Below are 23159 nucleotides of genomic sequence, written 5' to 3'. Positions count from 1 at the left end.
GCACTGACCCCCGGCGGCAACAGCGGTTGCCGCCGGGGACGTCAGCGCGCCAGGCCCAGCGGCACATGGACCGGCCGCGCCGCGATCCGCGTCCGGTCCTCGTCCGACGCGAACCGCGCGTCGATGCGCCGCACCGCCTCCGCCCAGTCCGCCCGGCTGTGGACGCTGTTGAGGGTCTCCACGACGAACGGATCGTCCCAGCGCTCGTACGACCGCCGCCACAGCACCTGCGGGTCCTCGGTGAGCAGACTGCCCACGGTGCCCTCGTAGATGGGCATCGCGCGCACCTCGCCGTCCGGCTCGATCTCCATGGGGCGGAAGCTCGGGGTGCGCGCCAGGAACGCCGGGTTCATCTGGACCTCGAAGTTCTCCGTGGTCTCCACCGTGACGGACGCGGGCGCGGCCGCGCGCAACCGCTCCAGGGTGTGCGGCGCGATCAACTCGGCGACCTGGTCGTCGCTGAGCAGCTCGTGCTCGACGAACGACGGCCGGCTCGCCAGGCCTGTGGGCACCACCGCGCCGAAGTACAGCGTCTCCAGGTTCGGGAAGCGGGGCGCCACCCGCGCGCACATCTCCTCCAACTCGTCGAAGTTGCTCCGGATCACGACGTAGTCGATGCCGAAGCGCGGCGCCCGCAGCCCCTCCGCCCGGCGCCGGGCGACCTCCGCGTCGATCCGCGCGAGCCCGGCCGTCGCCCGCGTGAACGATCCGGCGCGGCCACGGATCCGGTCATGGGACTTCGCGCTCGCACCGTCCAGACTCACCACGATCTTCGTCACCACATCGGCGAGCGCCTCGACCGTCGAGGCGGGCAGGGCCCACCCGCTGGTGTACAGGAAGACCCGCACTCCCGCGTCGTCGAAATGCCGCGCCAGATCGACGATCCGTTTGATCGTCAGCGGTTCGCCGCCGCACAGCGTAATCATCTTCGGCCGCATCGAGATGATCGCGTCCGCGACGCGGACCATTTCCTCGTACGTGAGGTTCTTCGCGGGCCGCCGCCCCGATTCCGTATAGCAGTGAACGCAGCGCAGAGGGCACGCGAAAGTGACGTCCCAGATCACGGCGTTGGGGTTCCTGAGCGACTTTTCCATGGACGTTTCTCCAGGCAGAGGGCGGGCGTGCATTCCGGCTTCGCACCCTAGGAACCCCGGCCGAAACCCGTCGTCCGTACCGCGGTACGCAATCACCGCCCGCCCCTACGCAGGCGTTCCGTACGTAAGGGAAACGGCCCGGACCCTTGCGTAGTCGCCTTGCCCCTTTGCGTACCCGAGTACGGATCTGCGGGGCTGCCCGGCCGATTAGCGTTCCTTTCCGGCAACGCAGTGCACCCGAGACGGAGAGGAGGTGAAACACCATGATGTATCCGCCCCCGACCGTCGGCGACTGACGGTGACGCATGCATGCGGTGGCCGCTTCCGAGCCGGAGCGGCCACCGCACCCATTTGGCCACGACGGCCGACGGGTTCGAACCGGCGGAGGGGAACAGACCCATGACAGCCACGAGCGGCGCCAGCGCGGACGCGAAGGCCGAGAAGCCCGGCCCGGTCGGCGCGGTGAGGACGGACGGGGCGAGCAAGGCGCCCGGGAAGAACGGAACGACCGGCGCGGACCGGGCGCGAAGCGCCGTGTGGGCGCTGATACGCCAACTGCCGCGCGTCGCCCGCGGCCTGACCCTCGCCCTCGCCCTGCTGATCCTCGCGCAGGCAGCGGGCAGCGCCCTGCTGCCCCTCGCCACCGGACACCTCGTGGCCGCCCTCACCAGCACCCCGAAGTCGCTGGACAGCATGACGGTGGGGCTCGCGCTGCTCGGCCTCGTCCTGGTCCTCGACGTGGTCCTCGACCCGATCCGCACCATGGTCGCCTCCCGCCTCGGCACCGCCCTCGACGCCGCGACCGCCCAGCAGACCGTCGACGGTGCCCTGCGCCCCGCGCACATCGACCACTTGGACGACTCCGACGTCGCCGACCGCATCGAGCGCGCCCGCGCCGTCGGCCTCGGCGCGCACCCGCCCGGCCAAGCCGTCACCGCCCTGGCCGGGCTCGTCCCGTTGCGCCTGACCGGACTGGTGTCCGCCGTCCTCCTTGGCTGGTTCGGGCAGTGGTGGATGCCGCTGGTCCTCGGCACGGCCTGGGTGATCACCGGCCGCTGGCAGGAGAAGGAGATCGGCCGCTCGGTGTCCGCCCACGCGGGCAACACCGCGCAACTGCGGCGCGCCGCCTACCTGCGTGAACTCGCCACGACCGCGCCCGCGGCGAAGGAGGTGCGGCTCTTCGGGATGCGCTCCTGGCTCGTCGAACGCTTCAGCACGGCCTGGTGGGACGGCATGGTCCACATGCGCCGCGCGCGGGTCAGCCCGCGACGGCACGCCCTGGCGATCGCCTTCCTCCTCGCGGCGCACCTCGCCGTCGTCCTCACCCTCGCGTTCTCGGCGGCCGACGGCGCGCTGTCGGTCAGGGAGTTGACGGTCGCCCTGCAGGCGCTGCTCGGCCTGTTCGCCCTCGGCTTCAGCGGCGACCTGCAGTGGACCCTGCACACGGCGAGCGCCGCCGTGCCCGCGGCACTCGCGGTCGGTGAACTGGACTCCAGGGCCGCGCCCGGGACCCGTACCGCGACGGCGGCACTGCCCGCCCGGGAGATCCGCTTCCACCAGGTCTGCTTCACCTACCCCGCTGCCACCTCCCGCGTGCTCGACGGCCTGGACCTCACCATCCCCGCGGGCTCCTCGCTGGCGATCCTCGGCGACAACGGCGCGGGCAAGAGCACCCTCACCAAGCTCCTCGCCGGCCTCTACGTCCCCGACCGGGGCCGCATCACCGTCGACGGCCAGGACCTCGGCGACTTCGACCCGGCGGCCTGGCGGCGCCAAGTCGCCGTCGTGTTCCAGGACTTCGTCCGCTACCCCTTCTCCGTACGGGACAACGTGGCGTTCGGCCACATCGAAGCGGCTGCCGAAGCGGACGCCGCCGCCGACGAGCACCTCGTGGCCGCCACCCGCCTCGGCGGCTTCCACGGCGTCGCGGAGGAACTGCCGAGCGGCTGGGACACCCTCCTGAGCGGTGCCTACACCGACGGCACGGAGCTGTCGGGCGGACAGTGGCAGCGGCTCGCGCTGAGCCGTGCCCTGTACGCCGTGCGGCACGGCGCCCGCGTGCTCGTCCTGGACGAGCCCACCGCCCATCTCGACATCGAGGCCGAGCACGAGCTGTACGCCCGCTTCCTGGAGATCACCGCCGGACTCACCACGATCCTGGTCTCCCACCGCTTCGCCACCGTCCGGCTCGCCGACCGGATCGCCGTCGTGGACGGCGGCCGGATCAGCGAGTACGGCACCCACGACGAACTCATCGCCTCCCAGGGGCGGTACGCGCGGATGTTCCGTGTGCAGTCCGAACCCTTCGACGTACGCCAGGGGAGTCACCGTGGCTGACAGCCGACGCGGCCCGCAGACAAGGAAGCCGGGGAAGCCCGGGAGCCCGGTGAGCCCGGAGAGTTCGGGGAACGCGGGGAGTCCGGGGAACGCGGGCAAGGCCGCAAAGTCGGGGAAGGGCGGGCCGGGGCGCCGGAGCCGGGGCCGCAGGTGGCTCGCCGGGATCCGGCTGCTCGTCGGCACAGCCCTCCACGTCGACCCCCGTCGCGCCCTCCTCGTCCTGATCCTGTCGCCGCTCCTCAACGTCGTCGCGGCGCTCCAGGCCGTCGGCCTGCAGTGGATGGTCGACGGGACCGGCGGCGACGACCGCGCGCAGATCGTGCGCGGTGGACTGCTCCTGCTCGTGGTCACGGTGTTCGTGCACCAGGCGGCGGCCATCGCCACGGACGTACGACTCGTGCTCCAGCACCGCATCGGGCTCGAGTTCGACCGCCGCCTGATGAACCTGTGCTCGTCGCCCGCGCACATCGGGCACTACCAGGACCCGGACTTCCTGGACACCGCCGAGGTCGTACGCCGGCGCCGCGGCGAATTCGGCACCGGGTTCGCGGCCCTGGTGGAGAACGCCAACCTGGTGGCCCGGTGCGTCGGCGCCCTCGTCCTGCTCGCGTTCGCCGACCCGCTGCTCGCGCTCCTGCCGCTCGCCATCGTGCCGTTGGCGTCCGCCAACCGATGGCAGGCGCGTCTGGTCGCCGAGGCGGAACGGGCGGGCGCGGCGGCCGACCGCCATCGCATGGCCCTGTTCTCCCTGGCCACCGATCCGGTCCCGGCCCGAGAGGTGCGGCTGTACCGGCTGTCCGGGGAGTTGTCGGCGCGCCACCGGGCGGCCTTCCTCGAGGCGAGCACCCCGCGCGAGGCGGCTCGGGCCAAGGGCGCGTGGGCCGTGGCGGGCGGCTGGCTGTTCTTCAGCGGCGCGCTGATCGGCGGCCTCTACCTCATCTCCCGGTCCGTGATCGACGGCAGCGGCTCCGCGGGCCAGGCGGTCCTGGTCCTGCTGCTCAGCACCCGGCTCGTCGGCGCGACCACCGGCCTCGGCTGGCTCCTGGGCTGGCTGCGCCGCGCACTGGACACCGTCGAGCAGTACCTGCGCTTGGTCGACCACCCGCAGGGCGACGTCCCCACCGGCGAGGGCCGTGCCCTGCCGCCCCGGGGCGACCTCGTCCTCGACGGCGTGTCGTTCACCTACCCGGGCCGTACGGAACCGGCCCTCGGACCCGTCGACCTGCGCCTTCCTGCGGGCGCCACCGTGGCCGTGGTGGGCGACAACGGCGCGGGCAAGTCCACCCTCGTCGCGCTCCTCGCCGGGCTGCAACCGCTGGGCGGCGGGCGCGTCACCTTCGGCGGCCGCGACCTCAGCGAGGTGTCGCCGCAGGTGTGGCGGGCCGGGGTGACGGCCTGCTTCCAGGACTTCTGCCGTTTCGAGCTGCCCGTCTGCGAATCGGTGGGCCTCGGCGACCTGAACGCCCTGGAGGACCGCGACGCGGTCCGGGCAGCCCTCGACAAGGCGGGCGCGGGCGATGTCGTGGCCGGACTCGACGCCGACCTCGACACCCAACTCGGCCGCACCTACCCCGACGGCACCGACCTCTCGGCGGGCCAGTGGCAGAAACTCGCCCTCGCCCGCGCCCGGATGCGCACCCACCCCCTCCTCGTCCTCCTCGACGAGCCGACCGCCAGCCTGGACCCCGACAGCGAGGCCGAACTCCTGCGCCACTACCTGCGCCCCGACCGCCCGGACGGCCCCGGCAACGCCGACGGCACCGATCGCGCCCACCCGGACACCATCACCGTCGTCGTGTCACACCGCTTCAGCACCGTCCGCCAGGCCGACCTCATCGTCGTCCTGGACCGCGGCCGGGTCACGGAACTGGGCACGCACACGGAACTGCTGGCGCGGCGGGGGCGGTACGCGAGCATGTACGCGCTGCACGCGGCCGCGTACGCGGAGACCGCCCCGGCCGGGTCCGCCCCGGCACCGACGGTCCTGGCTGAGACAGCCCCGACGCCTGACCCGGTCCCGACGGTCCTGGCCGCGGCGGTCCCGACGTCTGATGCGGTCCTGACCGAGGAGGCCGTGGCGTCTGATGCGGTCCTGATCGAGGAGGCCCCGGCGCCCGACCCCGCTCAGACCGAGGAGGCCCCGGCGCCCGACCCGGGCCGGACCGACACAGCCCCGACACCCGACAAGGTCGGCTCCACCACTCCCGCCCCCAACCCGACGTGCACCCCCAACCCGACGTGCACCCCCGCCCCCGTCCCCGCGCCGGCGGCACGCGCCTCAGGTGCGGTGGAGGGCAGGCGGTAGCTCCTTGCGGGAGTGGACGCCGAGTTTGCGGTAGATGCGGGTGAGGTGGCTCTCGATGGTGCGGACGGACACGCCCAGGCGCTGGGAGATCATGCGGTCGGGCAGTCCCGCGGCGGCCAGCGACGCGATCTCCACCTCGCGCAGGGTGAGCGCTTCGGCAGACGGCCGCGCCGGGGTGAGGCCGAGGCGGTGGCGCAACCGGCTGGCCAGGACGACCGCGTCGCCGTGCCGGCGGCCCTGGGCGGGCAGCGCGGTCGCGGCGTGCTCGGCCAGCCGCCACGCGGGCGCGTGCATGCCGAGGGAGTCGAGGCGGGTGGCGTGGTCGAGGAGCTCGGTGCCGATGCCGCGGGACAGCGCGAGGACGGCCTCGGCCCCGGCGACGAGCCGCGGCGCGTCGACGTGCCGGACGGCGACGGTGAGCCGGTCGACGACGTCGGCGGGCGGCCGGGCGGGCGTCGACCAGGCCGTGTAGACGAGGTACTCCACCTCCACCGCCCAGCATCCGGCGGCCCGCGCGGCCTCGATGGCCGCGCGCATGTGCCCGGTCGCGGCCGTCGTGTCGCCGCGCGCGACGGCCACGGCGGCATGGGCCCACTGCCACCGCCCGGGCATGAGCGAGACCGCGTCCGGCGGGCAGGCCGCGAGCGCGCGTTCGGCGTCCTCCGGCCGCTGCTCTTCGGCCAGGCACACGACGAGCCAGCAGACCGCCTCGGTCCGCAACAGCCGCCTGCCGGTCAGCTGGTGGACCACCGCCTCACGCAGCCGGTCGACCGCGTCGGCCCGACGGCCGAGCACCCACTGCATGCAGCCACCGAGCAGCGTCGCGACAGCACCGCCCACCTGAGCGTGCGGGTCGTCCGGTGTCCCCCCGCGTACCGGGTCGTCGACGAGGGCCTGGATGTCGGTGGCCCGCCAGATCTCGGTGAAGGCGCAGACGGCGGCCGCCCATTCACGCTCCCAGGGACTGCTGGCCGGGTCGGCGGCCGTGGACCCGGCGAGGGTGACGGCGTCGAGCGTACGTCCGGTCAGCGCGAGGGCCACGGTCAGGGCAAGGCGGGCGTAGCCGGGACCCGGCCCACGGGCGTCGTGGCGCAGTACCCGCTCGGCGAGGGCGAGAGCGCCGTCGATGCGTCCCGCGCAGAGCAGGACGAGGGCGCGCATGCCGTCGACCGCGGCCGTGGCCGACGGTGAGGCCGGGCGGAGCCGCGCGAGGTGGAGGTCGGCCGCCGCCGGATCCCGTTCGGCCCAGCACCGGTGAGCGCCGAGCGCGATGGCGGCACCGAGCCTGCCCCCGGGCGTGCGGGCCTGGGCGTGCGCTCGTTCCAGTACGGCACGGGCCTCGGCGGTGTCGCCGAGTTCGACCAGGGCGTGGGCCAGCGGGACGGCGGCAGTACCGGACTGCTCGTGCGCGCGCCGGGCGAAGCGGCAGGCGAGCTGCGGGTCGTGCCCGCGGACCGCCTCGGCCGCGCGGACCAGGAGCCCGGCGTCGACGGGCCCGTGGGCGTCGAGCTGCCAGCGGGCCAGGGTCACCGGGTCGGGCGGGCTTGTGTACGCGTCGAGCAGCGCGGCGGCCAGTCGGCGTCGCCGCAGCCGGGGCAGGCGTCGCCGTACGGCGGCCCCCAGCATCGGCTGCCCCAGACGGACCAGGAGCTGGCGCTGCGGCCCGTCGACGGTGCGGAGCAGCCCTTGGCACTCCAGGTCCTCCAGGCGCTCGGCGAGGCCGGCGGGGGCGACCTTCTCCAGGGCGTGCAGGGGCAGCGGCTCGCCGAGCGCGACGGCCGCCAGCGTGTCGTGGTCGGCGGGGGAGAGGCGGTTCAGTTCGTGGTCGAACAGTTCGGCCAGGCGCGGTGGCACCGTCAGCGGCCCGCGCCACCGCCACAGGCCGCCCTCGGCGACGAGGTGGCGTGCGACGCGGGCGTGGCGGACGAGTTCGGTGAGCAGCAGCGGGTTCCCGCCGGTCCACCGCTGCAGCAGGTCCACGGTGGTCTGTGCGACGGGCCCGCCCGCCAGGCTGCGGATGAGCTGCTGGGTGCCGACGCGGCCGAACGCCGCCAGGTCCAGACGCTCCAGATAGCTGTCCTTCCACAGCGCCACCACGGCGTCCGACACCGGCGGGCCCGCCGCACAGGGCGACTGGGACCGGGCGGCGACCAGCAACCGCACCACCCCCTCCGCGGCCAGCCCCAGCGCCAGCGCCGCGCCCCGGTCGTCCAGGCGGTGCGCGTCGTCGATGACGAGCACCGGTATCCGCGCCCCGGCCCGCCGGAAGAGTTCGGTGTGGAGAGCGCCGTACGCCTGGTGGTCGTCGAGGCGGTCGCAGGCACCGAGGACGGAGCGGAACGCCCCGAAGGGGACCTGCCGGCTCGCCTGCGTCGCGGCCGTCCACACCACCTCGAACCGTGACGTAGCAAGGCGCCGCGCGACGGCGGAGAGCAACGCCGTCCTGCCGACCCCCGGTGGACCGACGATCGCCGTACCCCGCCTGGACACGACGGCCGCGAGTGTGGTGCGGAGCTCTTCGTCCCTGGCGACGAACGCACCCATGCCCTGGTTGTCTCGCATCGGTTTTCTCCCCCACGCGCGGCGCGGCCCGCTGACACCTGACGTCCTGTCCGGGCTCCGCCGCACCGTTTCAGGAGGCCCCCGCGGGCACGGGCGGCCTCCCCATCATGAGCGAACTCGGGTGACCTGCCCGGCAGAACGGGCCTGAGCGGCGCGGACGAGCCGCGCGAGGGCCCCGGGGGCGGGTCGTATGTCCGGTGCTCTCCCGTGCACCGGCCGCGTCACGCCGCGCGCGAGCCGCCCCTTCAGGACGGCCGTGCACCGGCCCTGGGGGCCGGAGCGTTCCGTGCGGCAACACAGCAAGCCCACGGCATCGCAATAAACGACCCATGAATGCCGACTCAACGCCGTCCACGCGCGAGCTGTCCGGGCGCCGCTGTCCGGGCGCCGCTGTCCGGGCGCCGCTGTCCGGGGCGCGCCCAGCGCCTGCCCGGCGTCTGCGCGGCGCCCGATCAGGGTCTCGACCCCGCGTGGGTCTGGCGTCGATAGTGCCCGGGTGCTTGTCCGTGCTCGCGCTTGAAGGCTTTGGCGAAGGCGTACTCGGAGCTGTATCCGGTGCGGGCTGCGATGGTGGTCAGCGGCGCCTGTGTCTCCCGCAGCAGTGTCGCGGCAGTCGTCATCCGCCACCGCGTCAAGTACGCCATGGGAGGTTCGCCGACGAGGTGTGTGAAGCGCCGGGCGAACGCGGCGCGCGACAGCCCGACCCGCTGGGCGAGCGACTGGACGGTCCAGGGTGCCGCCGGGGTCTGGTGTATGGCGGACAGGGCCGGGGCGACGGCCCGGTCGCCGAGGGCCGCGGCCCAGCCCCGGGCGGTGGCGGGAGCCTGGTCCTCCAGCCAGGCCCGCAGGATGTAGAGCAGCAGGGAGTCGATCAGCGCGGGCACGATCCCGGCGGATCCGATACGAGGTGAGTCCAGCTCGGACTTGAGCAGCTGCACCGCCGCGCTCAGCTCCGCGTGCCTTCCGTGCCCGGTGGGCAGATGGATGATCTCGGGAAGCTGTCCCACCAGGGGATGCGGACGCTCTTGGTCCAGGTGGTAGTTGCCGCAGAGCAGACTCGTCTGGGGCCCGTCACCGCCGATGGTGAGGGTGCCGAGGACGGGCCCGGCGCTGAACTGCTCGGGCTGTTCCTCGACCGCCGGGGTGGCGGGGTCGTCGGCGAGGATGTGGCCGCGGCCGTCGCGCAGGAAGACCACGTCTCCCGTGCTGAGGGCGACCGGCGCCAGGTGCGGCGCGTCCTCCAGCGGGACCAGCCAGCACGCGCCGGAAAGCACCACGTGGAACCCGGCCCCCGCGACCGGCGGAAGCCGCAGCCCCCAGGGGGTACGGCCGAGGGTGCGCACGGACGCGGGCCGCCCGGTACGCATCGAGGACAGCGCCTCCGTCAGGACATCCACCAATTCCCCCAGCCCCCGACTCACCCGGCCCCGAGCAGGCCCGGCTCCGGTCCCGACGAACCGGCCCCCACCTTACGTTCCCGCCCCCGCCCCCGTTCCCGCCGTCAGTCGACGCTCAGCACCACCTTGCCCTGCACCCGCCCCGATCCGACGAGCTCGTGTGCCTTGGCGGCTTCGGCGAGCGGGAAGGTCTCGGCGACGTGGGGGCGGATGGCGCCGGTGTCCACGAGCCGCGCGATCGCTTCCAGCGAGGCGTAGTCGGGCTCGACGGACACTCCGGCGAAGCGGCGCCCCGCAGCCTCCACCCGTGCGGCCAGTTCCTGGTCCCCGTGCTCCATGATGCTCACGAGCGTGCCGCCGGGCCGGAGCACCGACAGCGAACGCTCTCCTTCCGAACTGGAGTCGAAGACCACGTCGACGTCTGCGGCCGCCACGGTGAAGTCGGTGGTGCGGTAGTCGATGACCTCATCGGCCCCCAGGCCGCGTACGAAGTCGTGCTTGGGCGCGCTGGCCATGGCGATGACGTGGGCGCCACGGGCCTTGGCGATCTGGACGGCGAAGTGCCCGACACCTCCGGCCGCACGGTGGATCAACACCCGCTGCCCCTCGCTGACCCCGGCGGCGTCGACCAGCCCCTGCCAGGCGGTGAGCGCGGCCAGCGGCATGGCGGCGGCCTGCACATGATCGAGGGCCGCGGGCTTCCGGGCCACCTGGCGCGAGGGCACGGCCACGTACTCGGCGTACGCGTTCGCGGCTCGGGGGAAGAACGGCATCCCGAACACCTCGTCCCCCACAGCGAACCGGGCTCCGGCTCCCACTTCCTCCACGACCCCCGAGACGTCCCAGCCGACTCCGAAGGGCGGCTCACCCAACAGCGGGTAGGCACCCGAACGCACCGCCACATCGACCGGGTTCACCCCGGCCGCCCGGACCCGAACCAAGACCTCCCCGCCGAGCGGAACAGGACGGTCGACCTCGACCACCCGCAGCACCTCGGGCCCACCGAACGTCTCCTGCCTGACAGCACGCATTGACCGATCTCCCTCATGAATCCCGGAGCGCATGAGCACGACCTGTGCCCAGCCCCTCCGACTGGCTGACGCACATCACTCTAGGAAGATCGAACGAGCCGCTGAATATCTACCAGTCTCCCGAAGATGTCTCATCGTCTACACGGAAGCTCATGCCGCCCCCAGGGCGGAGGGCGCGTCGACGGCAGGGTGACGGGCGGGCCTTGCCGCGATGGTGCAGCCGACCGCAAGGACCTTCCGCAGGCGGCGGTGCCTGCCCGGCATTGCTGTCGGGCAGGCACCGCCGTGAGGGCAACGATCCGGCCCCGACCTCGGTCAGGAGGGCTCGGTGAGAACCCACAACTCCCAGACTCCGGCGGGTCGGCACTCGTAGGCGCGGACGCCGTTCTCCAAGTACCACCGGCCGCGCTCATGGCAGCGGTGCTCCTCGGCCGGAGGGAAGTCCGCCACGTGGTGCCAGCCCGGCCCGGCCGCCGGCGTGGACTGTACGGACGCGGGGGCGGACTCGGAGGCCGCGGCAGTTGCGCCGTGGCCCGCCACCAGCAGGGACGCGGCCGCAGCCGCGAGGAGAACGCGTTTCGTGATGTGCATGGAACGCATCCTTCCGCAGCCGACGGGTCCCCATCGCCGGAGACCGCTCCGCCTTCCCTCGATTGGCCCAAGGCTGATGCGCGCGGCCCGACCCGGCGAGCAGGGCCAGTACCTCCGGCGAGGGGTGCCCCGCACGTCTCGGTACGGCGGCTTCGCGTTCGAAGCGTACGAAGCCGCCGCGCGCATATCCGGAACGACCGCCCCCCGAGCTCAGAGCATGATGAGCAAACGCGTCTTCGGCTTGAGTTTCCTGTTCACGGAACGGCTCTGGACGTACACCTCCAGCTTGGGATTGTTCCCCGCCTTCACGGAGACGGTTCCTTGGATACCCGTACCGAACAGGAGACTGCGAGCCGCATCCCCCGTATAGGCGCGGTCGGTGTCCTTCTCGACGACAATGACCTCCTTGTTCTGCTGGACCTGAGCCCGAGCCCCCAACTGGTAGTAGCAGGACCCGCGTTCATAGGTAACCCCGGGGTGGGAGTCGACGAAGGAGCGGATGCCGACTTCCTTGTCGACCTTCAGGAGCCGGTATTTGTCGGCCGGTATCGGCTCCAGGTTCGCCCGCACCTCGTCGACCGATATGTCCTGCCCGACGGCGAACAGGTTCTTCGTGCCCCTCACGCCCTGTTCACGCCCCCGCAGGAAGCTGGTCGCGGCGGCCCGCACCGTGCCGATCGCCTCCTCGACGCCCTTCTGCGAGTCGGCGTCCCAGATGGCGATGTTCCCGGCAGGGAATCCGTAGTTCTGCGCGGTGCGCTTGGCCAGCGAGTTCGGCACGAGGATCGCGGAGGTCCAGTGCCCGGGAAGCCCACCCATCGTCGCCGTGATCCTGTCGAGCCAGGGTCCGAGGACGGCCGGGTCCCCGTCGTGCCGCCGGTCCCCGCCGGAGGCGTTCTCCTCACCGTCCGTGACCACGATCTGGAGAAAGCTGTGCTCGCCGTACTCCTCCCAGATGTGCCCCAAGTCATCGAGTGACTTCAACGAAGCCTCAATGAGGGCCGTAGCTCCATTGTTGACCTGATACAGGCCCCGCATGGACGGCAAATGCTTCACGTCCATGTCCCACACCAGATTCTCCACCCTGTGATCGAAGGAATAGAGACTGATCCGGGTCTCATGTCCGAGGCTGTCCGACTCGGCCTTCAACCCCGCCACGAATTCGTCCACGACGCGAATGAGCTGACTCTCATGCGGCCGCATGGAACCCGAACAGTCCACGACCAGCGCGACGTGATTCACCTTGTGCTGGATCCTGCGTGCGGACATGTTTGTCCTCCCCCTCCGAGGCTCCCCGAGTGATGTATTCACTGTAGGGGGAGGCACTGACAATGCCCTTTGACGTGCCATCGCCTGCGACCGACAGACGTGGCGCCACTCCCTCGGGCGAAGGCGGTCGAGCCTCAACAGCCTGACGGAGCCGACTGGTTGGCGCCTGCGGGCCGGGCGCTGCCGGTCGGGGTGCGTGAGACGATCGGGAATCAGGCCACGAGGAGGGGACTTCCATGGGGGACGACGTCCGGTTGCACGTCAGTGCGGAACTCGCGGGGCTGCTGGAGCGGATCGACGCGCTCGGCGTGATGGTCGATGAACGAGCCGATGCCGCCGAGGCGTTGGGCAGGCTGCCGGAGGACACGGCGCGAGCCCTGCTGGACACGGGGATCGTACGGGCCGAGCTGCCGCTGAGCCTCGGCGGATACGAGTTCGCGCCCCGGCAGCTGATCGAGACGGCGGAGCGGGCCAGTTACCACGACGCCTCCGCCGGGTGGACCATGTTCGCGCTGCAGATGATGACCGGGACCACCGCGGCGTACCTCGCCGAGGACGCGGCGGCCGAACTGTTCCCGGACGTGGCGAACGGGAAGTACGCGCTGCTCTCCGGGCACGGCACGCGCCCCGGCCGGGCCGTTCCCGTGGAGGGCGGCTTCCGGGTCAGCGGCCAGTGGCAGTTCGCCTCCGGGATGGCGCACGCCACCCACGTCCACAGCGCGATCCTGGTCGAGGGCACCGACGAACTGCGGGTCCTCGCCATGCCGAAGTCGCAGGTGACCCTGGACGGCAACTGGGACGTGCTCGGGCTGCGCGCGACCCACAGCATCGACTACCACTGCGCCGATGTGTTCGTGCCCCACGAGTACACCTACGTCGCGACCACGGACACCCCCGTCAACGGCGGCGCCCTCTACCGCCTCGGCCTGGTCAACATGTCGGCGATCGGGCACACGGGCTGGGCTCTCGGCGTCGGACGGCGGCTCCTGGACGAGCTGAAGCGGGTCGCCGCGGCGCGGACGGGATCGCGGAGCGCCCCGGTCGACACCTCCCAGTTCCACGCCGAGTACGCGACGGCGGAGGCCCGGCTCCGGGCAGCCCGGTCCTGGGTGAACGACGTCTGGCAGGACGTCGAACAGACTCTGGACCAGGGTGGGTTGCCGAGCACGGAGCAGGACACGCTGATCCGTCTCGCCCTGAACCACACGACGTCGACCGTGCACGAGGTGGGCCACACCGTCCACCGCTGGTCCGGCTCGGCAGCGATCCGCCGCGGCCCCGTCGACCGCTTCCTTCGCGACCTCGGGACGGGCACGCAGCACATCACCTCGAACCCGGTCGTGCTCCAGAACTGCGGCAAGTGGCTGAGCGGCGCCGGGCCGGACGCCCGGTGGAGCTTCCTCGACCTGATCTGACCTGACCGTCAGGGGCCCCGGCTCCCGAGGACGGTCCCGGAAGGTGTGGCTGATGTCCAGCGCCCGTGACCTGCAGGATCTCGCTGCCTTGTGGAGCATCGGTGAGATCCGCGCGTACGAGGTCGTCCAGGCCGCCTGCGACGCACTCGTCGCCGGGCTCGACAGCCCGGCTCTGCGCGTCCTCGCCGCGTGCACCCGTGGCGAGGCGGCGTACGACGTGCCCGACCTCCTGCCGGCTGCCCTCGAAGAGCTCGGCCTCACGTTCCACCCGCCCGGCAGCGAGGCCGGGCGGGAAGCAGCCGTGCGCTCCCTCGCACGCCAGATGCTCGCGGGCAGGCTGACACCCCGAGAACTTGCCCTGCGCGCCCACCAGCGGTTCGGCCACTGCCTGCCGCCGGCCCAGCGCCTCGCCGAACTCGACGATGAGTACGACGTCCTGGACCACGGAGACCGGACGGCGTCCCGGATCGATGCCGAGGTCATGGCCGAAGCCCGTCGCCTGGCCCGCGAGGCTCTCGCTGCCGCCCCGGCACCTCACCTCAAGAACACTGAGTCCTCGCGCTCACCCCGCCCGGCCTGAGGTCCTCCGTCGCCGGACGGGAACCGAGCCGCCCGGCGACGGGAGGGCAGAGCGCGTGCCCGCCCTGGACGCCTCAGCCCGCGAGCTGGTTGCCGAAGGCCGCGTACCCCTTGACGAGGCCCAGGCCGGCCTGCGTGAAGGCAGCCGATCCCGTGGGGGAGTACGGGGCGGAGCCCGCCGCGCCCGGGAGGTGCCACAGCATGCCCGAACCGTGGTCCGCCTCGGGTGAGGCGATCGTGAGGTCGGCCCGTCCGTCGGCGTTCACGTCGGAGGCGAGCAGGGCCGACCCGAAGGCGTGGCCGTCAGCGCGCTTGCCGGGCACGCCCGCGCTGTCCTGATGTACGGCCGCCGCGCCCGCCGTCGTCAGGCCGGACGCCGAACCGCGCAGGTAGACCACGGCACCCGCGTCGTAGAGGTAGGGGTCCCTGCCGTACGTCTTGCCGGGTACGCCAACCGCCAGGTCCGCGCGGCGGTCGCCGTCGAAGTCGCCGATCGCCACGGCACTCCCGAAGCCGTCCCCGGTCTTCGAGGCCCCGGGCACCCCCGGGCTGTTCTGCGTGAGGGTCTTGCGCCGCGACGTGCTCGGGCCCGACTTCGTACCGTAGATCACGCTGATCTCCCCGCCCTTGGAACCCGACGGCTCGACGTCCGGTTCGTCGGGGTTGCCGAGGACGATGTCGCCGTAGCCGTCGCCGTTCAGATCGCCGACCGCGGCCGTCGTGCCCGCGCGCAGCTTGGTGCCCTTGGCCAGGCCGGACGAGGTGCCCCGGTAGAAGACGGCGGCGCCCAGGACGTCCTTGCCCGTCTGGAGGCCGGTCACGACCAGGTCGGCCTTCTTGTCGCCGTCGACGCGGCCCGCAGTGAGGCCGGGGGATTCGAGCGGGGCCTGGTAGGAGGTGACCTTCCCGGTGCGGCCCTGCTTCGTGAACGGGCCCCGGATCAGGCGGATCCGGTACGCGTTGCGGCCCGTGTCGCTCTGCGCGGCCACGGCCAGGTCCGGCTTGCCGTCCCCGGTGAAGTCGGCGGCGGCAAGGCCGACGCCGAAGTAGCTCCCGTGCAGCGGCTGCGGGTTCTTGACCGTCGTCGCCCCCGACAGGCCGGTGCGGGAGCCCCACACGACGACCAGCGCGCCGGAGCCCTCCTTGCGGCCCACCTTCTCCTTGGGGGTGGACACGGCGAGGTCGCTGTAGCCGTCGCCATTGAGGTCCGCGACGGCGAGCTGCTGTCCGAACTCGTCGTTCTTCTCCGCCGCGCCCGGGACCCCGGGGGAGTCCTGGCTGATGACGGTCCGCCGCGCCGGGGCGAGACCGTGCTTCGTGCCGTACGTGACGACGACCTGCCCGGCCCACTTCTTGCCGCCGACGGTGGCCGCGGGAGCGGCGACGGCGACGTCCCGGTACCCGTCGCCGTCGAAGTCGCCGGTCAGCCGGGAGGGAGCGGGGGCCGCTGCCGCCGTGGTGGGGACGGCGAGGAGGCCGCCGACGGCCAGGGCTGCCGTGGCCGCGGCGCTGGCCAGGCGGGCAGGGGTGGTGCGGGGAGTCATGCTTCGGGTCTCTCCTGGGAACAGTGGTCTGGACCTAGAGGAGACAGGTGGACGGAGCCAGAGGTTGTACACGGGGACAAGGGACGTACGTCACGTCCGGGCGGGCAGTCGGGCACAGCCCGGACGAGCATCCTCAAAGCCCCGCCCTCGCGAGGGGCACCGCTCAGCGTCGCGGCATCCGCGTACGCTCCAACGCTTTGCGGGCAGCGAGATAGCCCGCGATCCTGAACGCGAGCTCGTGCGATCCGAACCTGTCGGCGCGCGCACCCCGCAGCACCACTCGCGTGGCGGTCAGGACCCCGTGCTCGGGCAAGCTCAGCTGCTCCTCGATCCCCGCCGCGGCGGCCGCGAAGAAGCGTGGCAGGTCCTCGGATGGTTCGTACTCCACCGCCAGGCCTCGGGCCACCTCGAAGGCGAAGCCGTCCGCCGCGGGCTCGAAATCCACCGTGATCTCCGCGAAGTGCGGCGCGCAGTTCTGCTTCCGATGCGCCACGCACACACCGCGGATCGGATACGGCGGAAACCGGGGCGGCACTGACGTCATGCAGAAACGCTACCCCCGCCCGGTGCCCGTAGTGACGGACGAGGCAGAAACGTACGTCGACCTCCGGGAAGTGCCCGACGTACGGGATGCCCGCGCCCTGAACCGGCCCACCCGGTGGTCAGCCGACGTACCGGGAACACCCGGTCCGACCGGCACTGTTGCATCGGACAGGGGACCGGCGCCGCACGCGCGGGGAACGCGGAGACCGTGAGGTCGCGCACCCGGCGGGATCCGGCCCCGAGCGCGGTATGCCCGCCGCACGCGTGGACCGAGACATATTTCTGCAGGAGGACTGTTTCATGACTGACCGGCCGTTGACCCTCATGGCAGTGCACGCCCACCCCGACGACGAGGCCACCGGAACCGGAGGGGTCCTCGCACGGTATGCGGCCGAGGGGATCCGCACGGTTCTCGTGACGTGTACCGACGGCGGTTGCGGGGACGGGCCGGAGGGAGTCAAGCCGGGCGATCCCGGACACGATCCGGCGGAGGTCGCCTCGATACGTCGTCAGGAACTCGAGTCGAGCTGTGGCGTCCTGAAGATCAGCGACTTGGAGACGCTGGACTACGCCGACTCCGGGATGATGGGCTGGCCCAGCAACGACGCCCCCGGGTCCTTCTGGCAGACGCCCGTCGGGGAAGGCGCCGCCCGACTCGCGGAACTCATGCGGCACTACCGGCCCGACGTGGTCGTCACCTACGACGAGAACGGCTTCTACGGCCACCCCGACCACATCCAGGCCCACCGCATCACGATGGCGGCGCTGGAGCTGACCGAACTGACACCGAAGGTGTACTGGACGACGATGCCGCGCTCGGGGATGCAGCGGTTCGGCGAGGTCATGCGCGAGCTCGACGAGAACATGCCGGAGCCGGATCCCGCGGAGGCCGCCGCGATGGCCGAGATAGGCCTGCCTGACGATGAGATCTCCACGTGGGTGGACACCACGGCCTTCGCCGGTCAGAAGTTCGACGCCCTGGCCGCGCACGCCAGCCAGGGCGAGAACATCTTCTTCCTCAAGATGGGCAAGGAGAGGTTCGCCGAGCTGATGGGCATGGAGACCTTCGTACGGGTCCAGGACCCCACCGGCACGGCCCTGCCCGAGAACGACCTCTTCGCCGGACTTCGCTGACCCACCCGTCCGCGAGGCCCCGCGTCCACGAGGCCTCCCTCAGCGGCTGCTGAGCGGCTTGCCGTACTTCTGCGCCGCGGACGGGTACGGCAGGTCGAGCGTGCGGGGCGAGAAGGCCGCCGCGCCGCGGGCCGAGCCCTTGGGCAGGAGCCACGCGGCACCCAAGGAGGCGTTCTCGCCAGGGGACCCGACCGTGACGTCCGGTACGCCGTCGGCGTTGTGGTCGCCCGCGGAGACCGCCGCGCCGAAGGCGTCACGGGCCTCGGCGACGCCCGGCACACCCGGTGTGTCCTGGTTCCAGGCGACGGACGAGGCCGCGCCCTGGGCGTCGAGCAGTCCGCGGGCGCCGCCGCGCAGCAGCCAGGCGGCGCCCGCCCCCGCTTCGCTTCCGATGGCCTCGCCGGGAGCGCCCGCGATCAGATCGTCGCGGCCGTCGCGGTCGACGTCGGCGACGGCGAGGGCGGCGCCGAAGCGGTCGCCGTCCTCGGCCACGCCGGGGACGCCCGCGGTGTCCTGGTTGAGGGTCTGGGCGCGGGTGCCGAACGAGCCGCTGGCGGGGCTGCCGTAGTGGACGTGGACGCCGCCGCCCTTCGCGAGCTTCTCGGGGCCGCACGGGTCGTCGATGTTCTCGTCGGCGATCTCACGGCACTCGCCGAGCGCCAGGTCGTCGTTGCCGTCGCCGTCGAAGTCGCCCGCGGCCAGCGCGGTCACACCGGCGTTGTCGGTGTTCCAGAAGTTGGCCATCTCGGACCGGTCGGCGTCCCACTTCCACAGGCGTACGTGGGACTGCGTGCTGGGGGCGCCCGCGGTCCAGTACGCCACGGCCAGGTCCACGACGCCGTCGCTGTCGAAGTCGCCGGTGGCGAGGGCGGGGGCGCGCCCGCCCATGGGGGCGGCGACGACGGTGGTGACCATGCTGTCCTCGCCCACGATGACCCGGGCGACGACCTTGCCCGTGCCGCCGACCACGATCGTCTTGTTGCCGCCGCCGGTCAGGTCGGCGGCCGCGACGGACTTGCCGTACGCGGCCGACGGCGACGGCCCGGTCAGGACCGTCGCCCCCGGACCCGGCCCGCTCTTCGAACCGCCGACGACGATGACCGTGCCCGCGTCCGTGCCGCGGTCCGTGACGTCCTCGCCGGGGGCACCGGCGAGCAGCTCGGCGGTGCCGTCGCCGTTGAGGTCGGTGAGGACCACGGACGCCCCGAACCGGTCGCCCGCCTCCGGGGTGCCGGGAACCTCGGGAGTGGCCTGGGTGACCCGGATGCTTCCGTGGGCGCCGACGCCCTTCGGGCCGCCCCAGACGACGTTCACGTACCCGGCCTCGGCCTCGCCGCCGACGGTCCCGTCCGGGACGCCGACGGCGAGGTCCGCGTAGCCGTCGCCGTTGAAGTCGCTCGTGGCGGTGCGGGGCGCGGCGGTGGCCGCGCCGCCGGTCGGGAGCACGGCCCCGGCGGCGGCCGCGGCGGCTGCGACGGCGCACGTCAGGATGCGGCGGCTGTGTGGCACGAAGGCCCCCACTCGGTCGACGGACACGGCGTTGTGAGGTGTGACCGTCGAAGGGCGGAGCTGGTTGTACGGAGTTCACCGGAGGTTGGCGCCGGGTTCACGGTGGGGCGGTGCGATGCCGTTCCCTCGGCGGGGCCCGCACTGTGTGGCCGGCAGAGGGAGCCGCGCCCACCAGAGTTCGCGATGGACCGGCGCCCGCGACCGGCAGCGTGCCGCACGGACATCACGTCGTGTGAGACAGCCTCTGAGCCTTGACCGGTGCGACCGCCCTGGCGGCCTGCTCGATCTTCGCGCGGTGGGCCGCGCGGGCCTCCTCGTCGATCTGCCTCTCGTTCTCGGCGCGCACCCCGGTCCGGCCGTCGAGGCCCTCGCGCAGGATGTCGGCGTGCCCGGCATGCCGGATGGATTCGCCGAGGACGTGGACGACGACGGCGAACAGGTTCGTGTTGGGGCTGGGCTCCGGCCACCACGGCACGTGGCCGGGGGCGTCGAGGGGAAGCTCGCTGATCGTCGCGTCCGAGTGTTCCCACGTGCGCCGGTAGAACCCGACGATCTGATCGCGGGTCTCGTCCTCGGCCGCCCACAGATCGCTGCCGTCGGAGTCCTGCCACCGGGGCAGCGGTTCCGGGGAAGGGCGGTCGAAGACCTCGCCGAAGTACCTGGCCTCGACAGTGGCCACGTGTTTGACCAGGCCGAGGAGGTTGGTCCCGGTCACTGTCAAAGGCCGGCGGGCGTCGTATTCGGACAAGCCGTCGAGTTTCCAGAGCAGCGCCTCGCGGTCCCGCCGCAGTCTCCCGTGCAGGTTGGCTTTCGCGAACTCATCGATCATGCGGCAGGAGCCTGCCATGGGCTGCCCGTGGTCTCAAGATCCAGTAGGTGGTCCGCGACGACTGGCAGATCCGAGCCCCGGTCATGGCCGCCGCCCCGTCCCGCTACGAGACGCTGGCACAACTTGCCATGTGAGACAGCCTCCTAGAGGCAGGCTTTGAGCACGTCGACCTCGCCGCCCGGCATGTTCGGGTCGAAGCCGTGCTCGACCAGCCACCGGACCCCGAGCAGGCTGCGCAGCGACCACCACGCGCGGATGACGTCGAGGTCGATGTCGGCGCCGTACCCGGCGGCGATGTCGCCGAGGTGCTCCTCGTGGCCGAGCGTCACGGTGGCGAGGTCGTACAGGGCATCACCCTGGCCCGCCTCGGTCCAGTCGATGATGCCGGTGATCTCGTCGCCGTCGACGAAGACATGGGCGACCTGCAGGTCGCCGTGCGTGAACACCGCAGTCCACGGCCGGAGAGCCGCCTCGGCGACCTGCCGGTTACGGGTGACGAGGTCGGCGGGCAGGACCTCGTTCGTCACGAGCCACGCGCACTCGCGGTCGAGCTCCGCCTCCAACACGTCGAGTCCCCGGCCGGCGCGGCCGGGCCACGGCGGCGGTGGAGCGTCGTGGAGCTTGCGGATGGCGGCACCGGCCGCGGCCCACGCCCCCGGCGACGCGGGCGACGGCTCCCCGAGGCGGCCGAGAGCCGTCCCCGGGAGGGCGGCCAGCGCGAGCACGGGCGGCTTGCGCCACAGGATCTGCGGGGTCGGGATCGGCGCCCTTGCCATCGCCTCGACCTCGACGTCGGTGCGTGCCTGATGAGCGTCGACCTTCAGGAACACATCGCCGACGCGCAGCGTCGCGCACTCGTGATGGGCGACGACGACCTTGACCTCATCCATGGCGGCCAGCATCCCTGATGACCGTCGGCGGCGCTGGGATTTTCCCGCGGCACCGTCCGGCCGCGCGGCTCGCCCCGAAGCCGCCCTCCCGCGAACCGATCGCGGGCCACACCCCGCACGGCCCAGGGACGCGGGCAAGCGACCGAGGCCCTAGCCGGTCGGGCACACGGTGTGGCTCCAGGCGCCGAGTTCCCGGGGCCCTGATACGTGCGCGGTGGCGAAGCTGCCCTCAGGCGCGAGGGGCGCCGTCGACCACGTGCCGCTGGGGGAGTCGCAGAACAGGAGAGCACCGCGGCCCGTGCCGACGAGGTGCCTCCAGTGCCCGAACTCGCCGGGCTCGGAGACGAAGACGCCGACGCTCGCCGCAGCACGCCGTCCCCGCCACGCTCAAGGCGGGGACGGCGTGCCGACGAGCGAGAGAGCCCGTGGCCGCCACCTGGCGGAGGGTCAGGTCCTTTCCCGTACGCGGGTTCCGCTCCCGTCGGACCTGCCTTGGCCGTGTGGCGCGCGGCCGTGTCGTCCACCACGCGCTCCTGCCCGACCCTGTGCCCCTTGGCCTTGACCTGGAGGCCGACCAGGTCACTGCCGGGAGACGCCCTTCGCGGGTGTGGGTCAGGGAGCGGACGTCAGGCGGGCCGCGGCCCGTTCTGCCGCGAGGACGACCTTCTCGGTGTCCACGCCCACCAAGGCGCCGCCGGACTTGCGCAGTCGGCCGTCGACGTACACGTCGGTGACGTTGGGCGGCTGGCCGTTGAGGACGATCTGGCTCGTCCAGTCGAAGCGGGGGGCGAAGTTCAGGGTGCCCGGGTCGAGGACGAGGACGTCGGCGCGTTTGCCGGGGGTCAGTGACCCCACCTGGTCGGCCATGCCGATGGCCTCGGCGCCGCCCAGGGTGCCCATGCGCAGCACGGCGGGCAGCGTGGGCTGGATCTGCGGGTCCTCGTGCACGGCCCGCTGGAGTCCGACAGCGGCCTTCATGAGGGCGAACATGTCGGAGGTGTCGTTGGTCCCGCCGTCGTGACCCAGGCCCATCTTGACTCCGGCCTTGTGCAGTTGCGGCAGAGGCATGACCCCTGAGGCCAGGCGCATGTTGCTCAGCGGGCAGTGCGCCACCCGTACGTCGTGGTCACCCACGAGGGCGATCTCCTCGCGGCTCAGGTGGACCGCGTGGTTCATCAACAGGGCGGGACCGAAGGCGCCGACCTCGCGCAGAGCCGCGATCTGTTCCTCGTCGCGATCGGTGCGGTGCTCCAGGACGTGCGAGTTGAGCATCAGCCCCAGGTCCTCGGCCTGCTTCCAGGAGGCGCGCAGCGAGTCGATGCTTCCCCTGCGCGCGTGCACCGCGACCTGGGCGGACGCCAGCGGCAGCGGGTCCAGGAGGCGTTCCTTGACCGTGCGGACCTGATCTTCCGCGCCCTTGGCGGAGGCCATGGCGTACACGAAGCGCAGACCCGCGTCGTCCAGCGCCTGCACGTAGCGCTCGCTCGACGCGTACGGCATCGCGTGCACCCAGTCGACCAGGGTGGTCACCCCCGCCTGGAGCGCGTCGAGCGCCGCCAGGCGCACGAAGGCGTACATCCCGGCGGGGTCGATCTTCGGCAGCGTCGACAGGTTGCACGACTTGAGCCAGCCGACCAGGTCCTGGTCCGAGCAGCCGCCCCGGATGCTGGACTGCCACAGGTGGTTGTGGATGTCCACGAACCCCGGCAGCACGAAGCGGCCCGAGACGTCCCGCACCCGGGCGCCCCGCGGCGCCTCCAGCTTCCGGCCGACCTTCGCGATCCTGCCGTGCTGCAGCAGCACATCGGCGTCCTTGAGCAGGCCGAGATCCCCCTCGCCGATGCGGGGATCCATGGTCAGGACGAGCGCGGCGCCCCGCAGGAGGGTGGCCTGCCCGGGCCGCTCGGGCGCGGCGGCCGCGGGACCGGCGGTCCTGGAGACAGCGGCCAGAGAAAGACCACCGGCCCCGGCGAGAAGGCTGCGACGGTTGAGGCGCAAGGGGTTCTGGAAGGTCATTGTGACGTTATACCGCTGGACGTCACGCGATCGACAGACGGCATGAAGACCACAGGCCAAGAAGGGAGTTCCGCGGTATGGACGCCGCCAGCAGGGCCGTGCGGCAAGCACGGC

17 protein-coding genes are annotated in these 23159 nt (G+C 72.4%); 5 read left to right on the top strand and 12 right to left on the bottom strand.

Translation table 11 applies throughout. The features are described from left to right. Positions 1-41: 41 nt before the first annotated feature. Complete coding sequence (locus tag QUY26_RS00560; RefSeq protein ID WP_289943111.1) at positions 42-1094, bottom strand: radical SAM protein; 1053 nt, start codon at positions 1092-1094, stop codon at positions 42-44. Positions 1095-1493: 399 nt separating this feature from the next. Between QUY26_RS00560 and QUY26_RS00555 the strand changes: the two genes are divergently transcribed. Together QUY26_RS00555 and QUY26_RS00550 are read left to right on the top strand one after the other, a co-directional pair. Continuing rightward, entirely contained in the window at positions 1494-3431 is a 1938-nt protein-coding gene (locus QUY26_RS00555) for an ABC transporter ATP-binding protein (protein WP_289943110.1), read from the top strand. Then, complete coding sequence (locus QUY26_RS00550; protein ID WP_289943109.1) at positions 3424-5736, top strand: ABC transporter ATP-binding protein; 2313 nt, start codon at positions 3424-3426, stop codon at positions 5734-5736. The genes QUY26_RS00555 and QUY26_RS00550 overlap by 8 nt, the downstream gene beginning before the upstream one ends. Here the strand turns inward: QUY26_RS00550 and QUY26_RS00545 are convergent. From QUY26_RS00545 to QUY26_RS00525, 5 genes are all read right to left on the bottom strand, one after another. Beyond that, entirely contained in the window at positions 5710-8298 is a 2589-nt protein-coding gene (locus tag QUY26_RS00545) for a helix-turn-helix transcriptional regulator (protein ID WP_289943108.1), read from the bottom strand. The genes QUY26_RS00550 and QUY26_RS00545 overlap by 27 nt on opposite strands. 452 nt (positions 8299-8750) lie before the next feature. Then, positions 8751-9695: an AraC family transcriptional regulator gene (locus tag QUY26_RS00540; protein WP_289943107.1), complete on the bottom strand. Its 945-nt coding sequence runs from the start codon at positions 9693-9695 to the stop codon at positions 8751-8753. 104 nt (positions 9696-9799) lie between these two features. Beyond that, positions 9800-10726 carry an NADP-dependent oxidoreductase gene (locus QUY26_RS00535; RefSeq protein WP_289943106.1) on the bottom strand — a complete coding sequence of 309 codons (927 nt, stop codon included), beginning with the start codon at positions 10724-10726 and terminating at the stop codon, positions 9800-9802. 315 nt (positions 10727-11041) lie between these two features. Continuing rightward, entirely contained in the window at positions 11042-11317 is a 276-nt protein-coding gene (locus QUY26_RS00530; protein WP_289943105.1) for a hypothetical protein, read from the bottom strand. A 210-nt stretch (positions 11318-11527) separates the two neighbouring features. Beyond that, entirely contained in the window at positions 11528-12586 is a 1059-nt protein-coding gene (locus QUY26_RS00525) for a vWA domain-containing protein (protein ID WP_289943104.1), read from the bottom strand. Positions 12587-12822: 236 nt separating this feature from the next. Here QUY26_RS00525 and QUY26_RS00520 point away from each other — a divergent pair, with 236 nt between their 5' ends. Both QUY26_RS00520 and QUY26_RS00515 read left to right on the top strand, forming a co-directional pair. After that, complete coding sequence (locus tag QUY26_RS00520; protein ID WP_289943103.1) at positions 12823-14001, top strand: acyl-CoA dehydrogenase family protein; 1179 nt, start codon at positions 12823-12825, stop codon at positions 13999-14001. Positions 14002-14053: 52 nt separating this feature from the next. Further along, positions 14054-14581 (top strand): hypothetical protein, encoded by a 528-nt coding sequence (locus QUY26_RS00515; protein ID WP_289943102.1) that lies wholly within the window; start codon positions 14054-14056, stop codon positions 14579-14581. 73 nt (positions 14582-14654) lie between these two features. Here QUY26_RS00515 and QUY26_RS00510 read toward each other — a convergent pair whose 3' ends face one another. Next, positions 14655-16124, bottom strand: a complete 1470-nt coding sequence (locus tag QUY26_RS00510; RefSeq protein WP_289943101.1) for an FG-GAP and VCBS repeat-containing protein — start codon at positions 16122-16124, stop codon at positions 14655-14657. Between the two features lie 163 nt (positions 16125-16287). After that, the gene (locus QUY26_RS00505) at positions 16288-16668 is read right to left on the bottom strand and encodes a hypothetical protein (protein WP_289943100.1); all 381 of its coding nucleotides are present in this window, start codon (positions 16666-16668) and stop codon (positions 16288-16290) included. 299 nt (positions 16669-16967) lie between these two features. Between QUY26_RS00505 and QUY26_RS00500 the strand changes: the two genes are divergently transcribed. Further along, positions 16968-17801 (top strand): PIG-L family deacetylase, encoded by an 834-nt coding sequence (locus QUY26_RS00500; RefSeq protein WP_289943099.1) that lies wholly within the window; start codon positions 16968-16970, stop codon positions 17799-17801. Between the two features lie 39 nt (positions 17802-17840). Here the strand turns inward: QUY26_RS00500 and QUY26_RS00495 are convergent, their stop codons facing one another. From QUY26_RS00495 to QUY26_RS00480, 4 genes are all read right to left on the bottom strand, one after another. Next, entirely contained in the window at positions 17841-19310 is a 1470-nt protein-coding gene (locus QUY26_RS00495; RefSeq protein WP_289943098.1) for an FG-GAP repeat protein, read from the bottom strand. Between the two features lie 223 nt (positions 19311-19533). Next, positions 19534-20139: a DinB family protein gene (locus QUY26_RS00490; protein ID WP_289943097.1), complete on the bottom strand. Its 606-nt coding sequence runs from the start codon at positions 20137-20139 to the stop codon at positions 19534-19536. Between the two features lie 143 nt (positions 20140-20282). Next, positions 20283-21029, bottom strand: coding sequence for a phosphotransferase family protein (locus tag QUY26_RS00485; protein WP_289943096.1), 747 nt, complete (start codon positions 21027-21029; stop codon positions 20283-20285). 612 nt (positions 21030-21641) lie between these two features. Continuing rightward, a complete protein-coding gene (locus tag QUY26_RS00480; protein ID WP_289943095.1) occupies positions 21642-23045 on the bottom strand; it encodes an amidohydrolase family protein in 1404 nt (467 codons plus the stop codon). Positions 23046-23159 lie beyond the last annotated feature (114 nt).

This window comes from Streptomyces flavofungini, from assembly GCF_030388665.1.
Lineage (GTDB): Bacteria > Actinomycetota > Actinomycetes > Streptomycetales > Streptomycetaceae > Streptomyces > Streptomyces flavofungini_A.
Note: the sequence above shows the minus strand (reverse complement) of the source record. Positions and strands in the feature narration are given on the sequence as shown.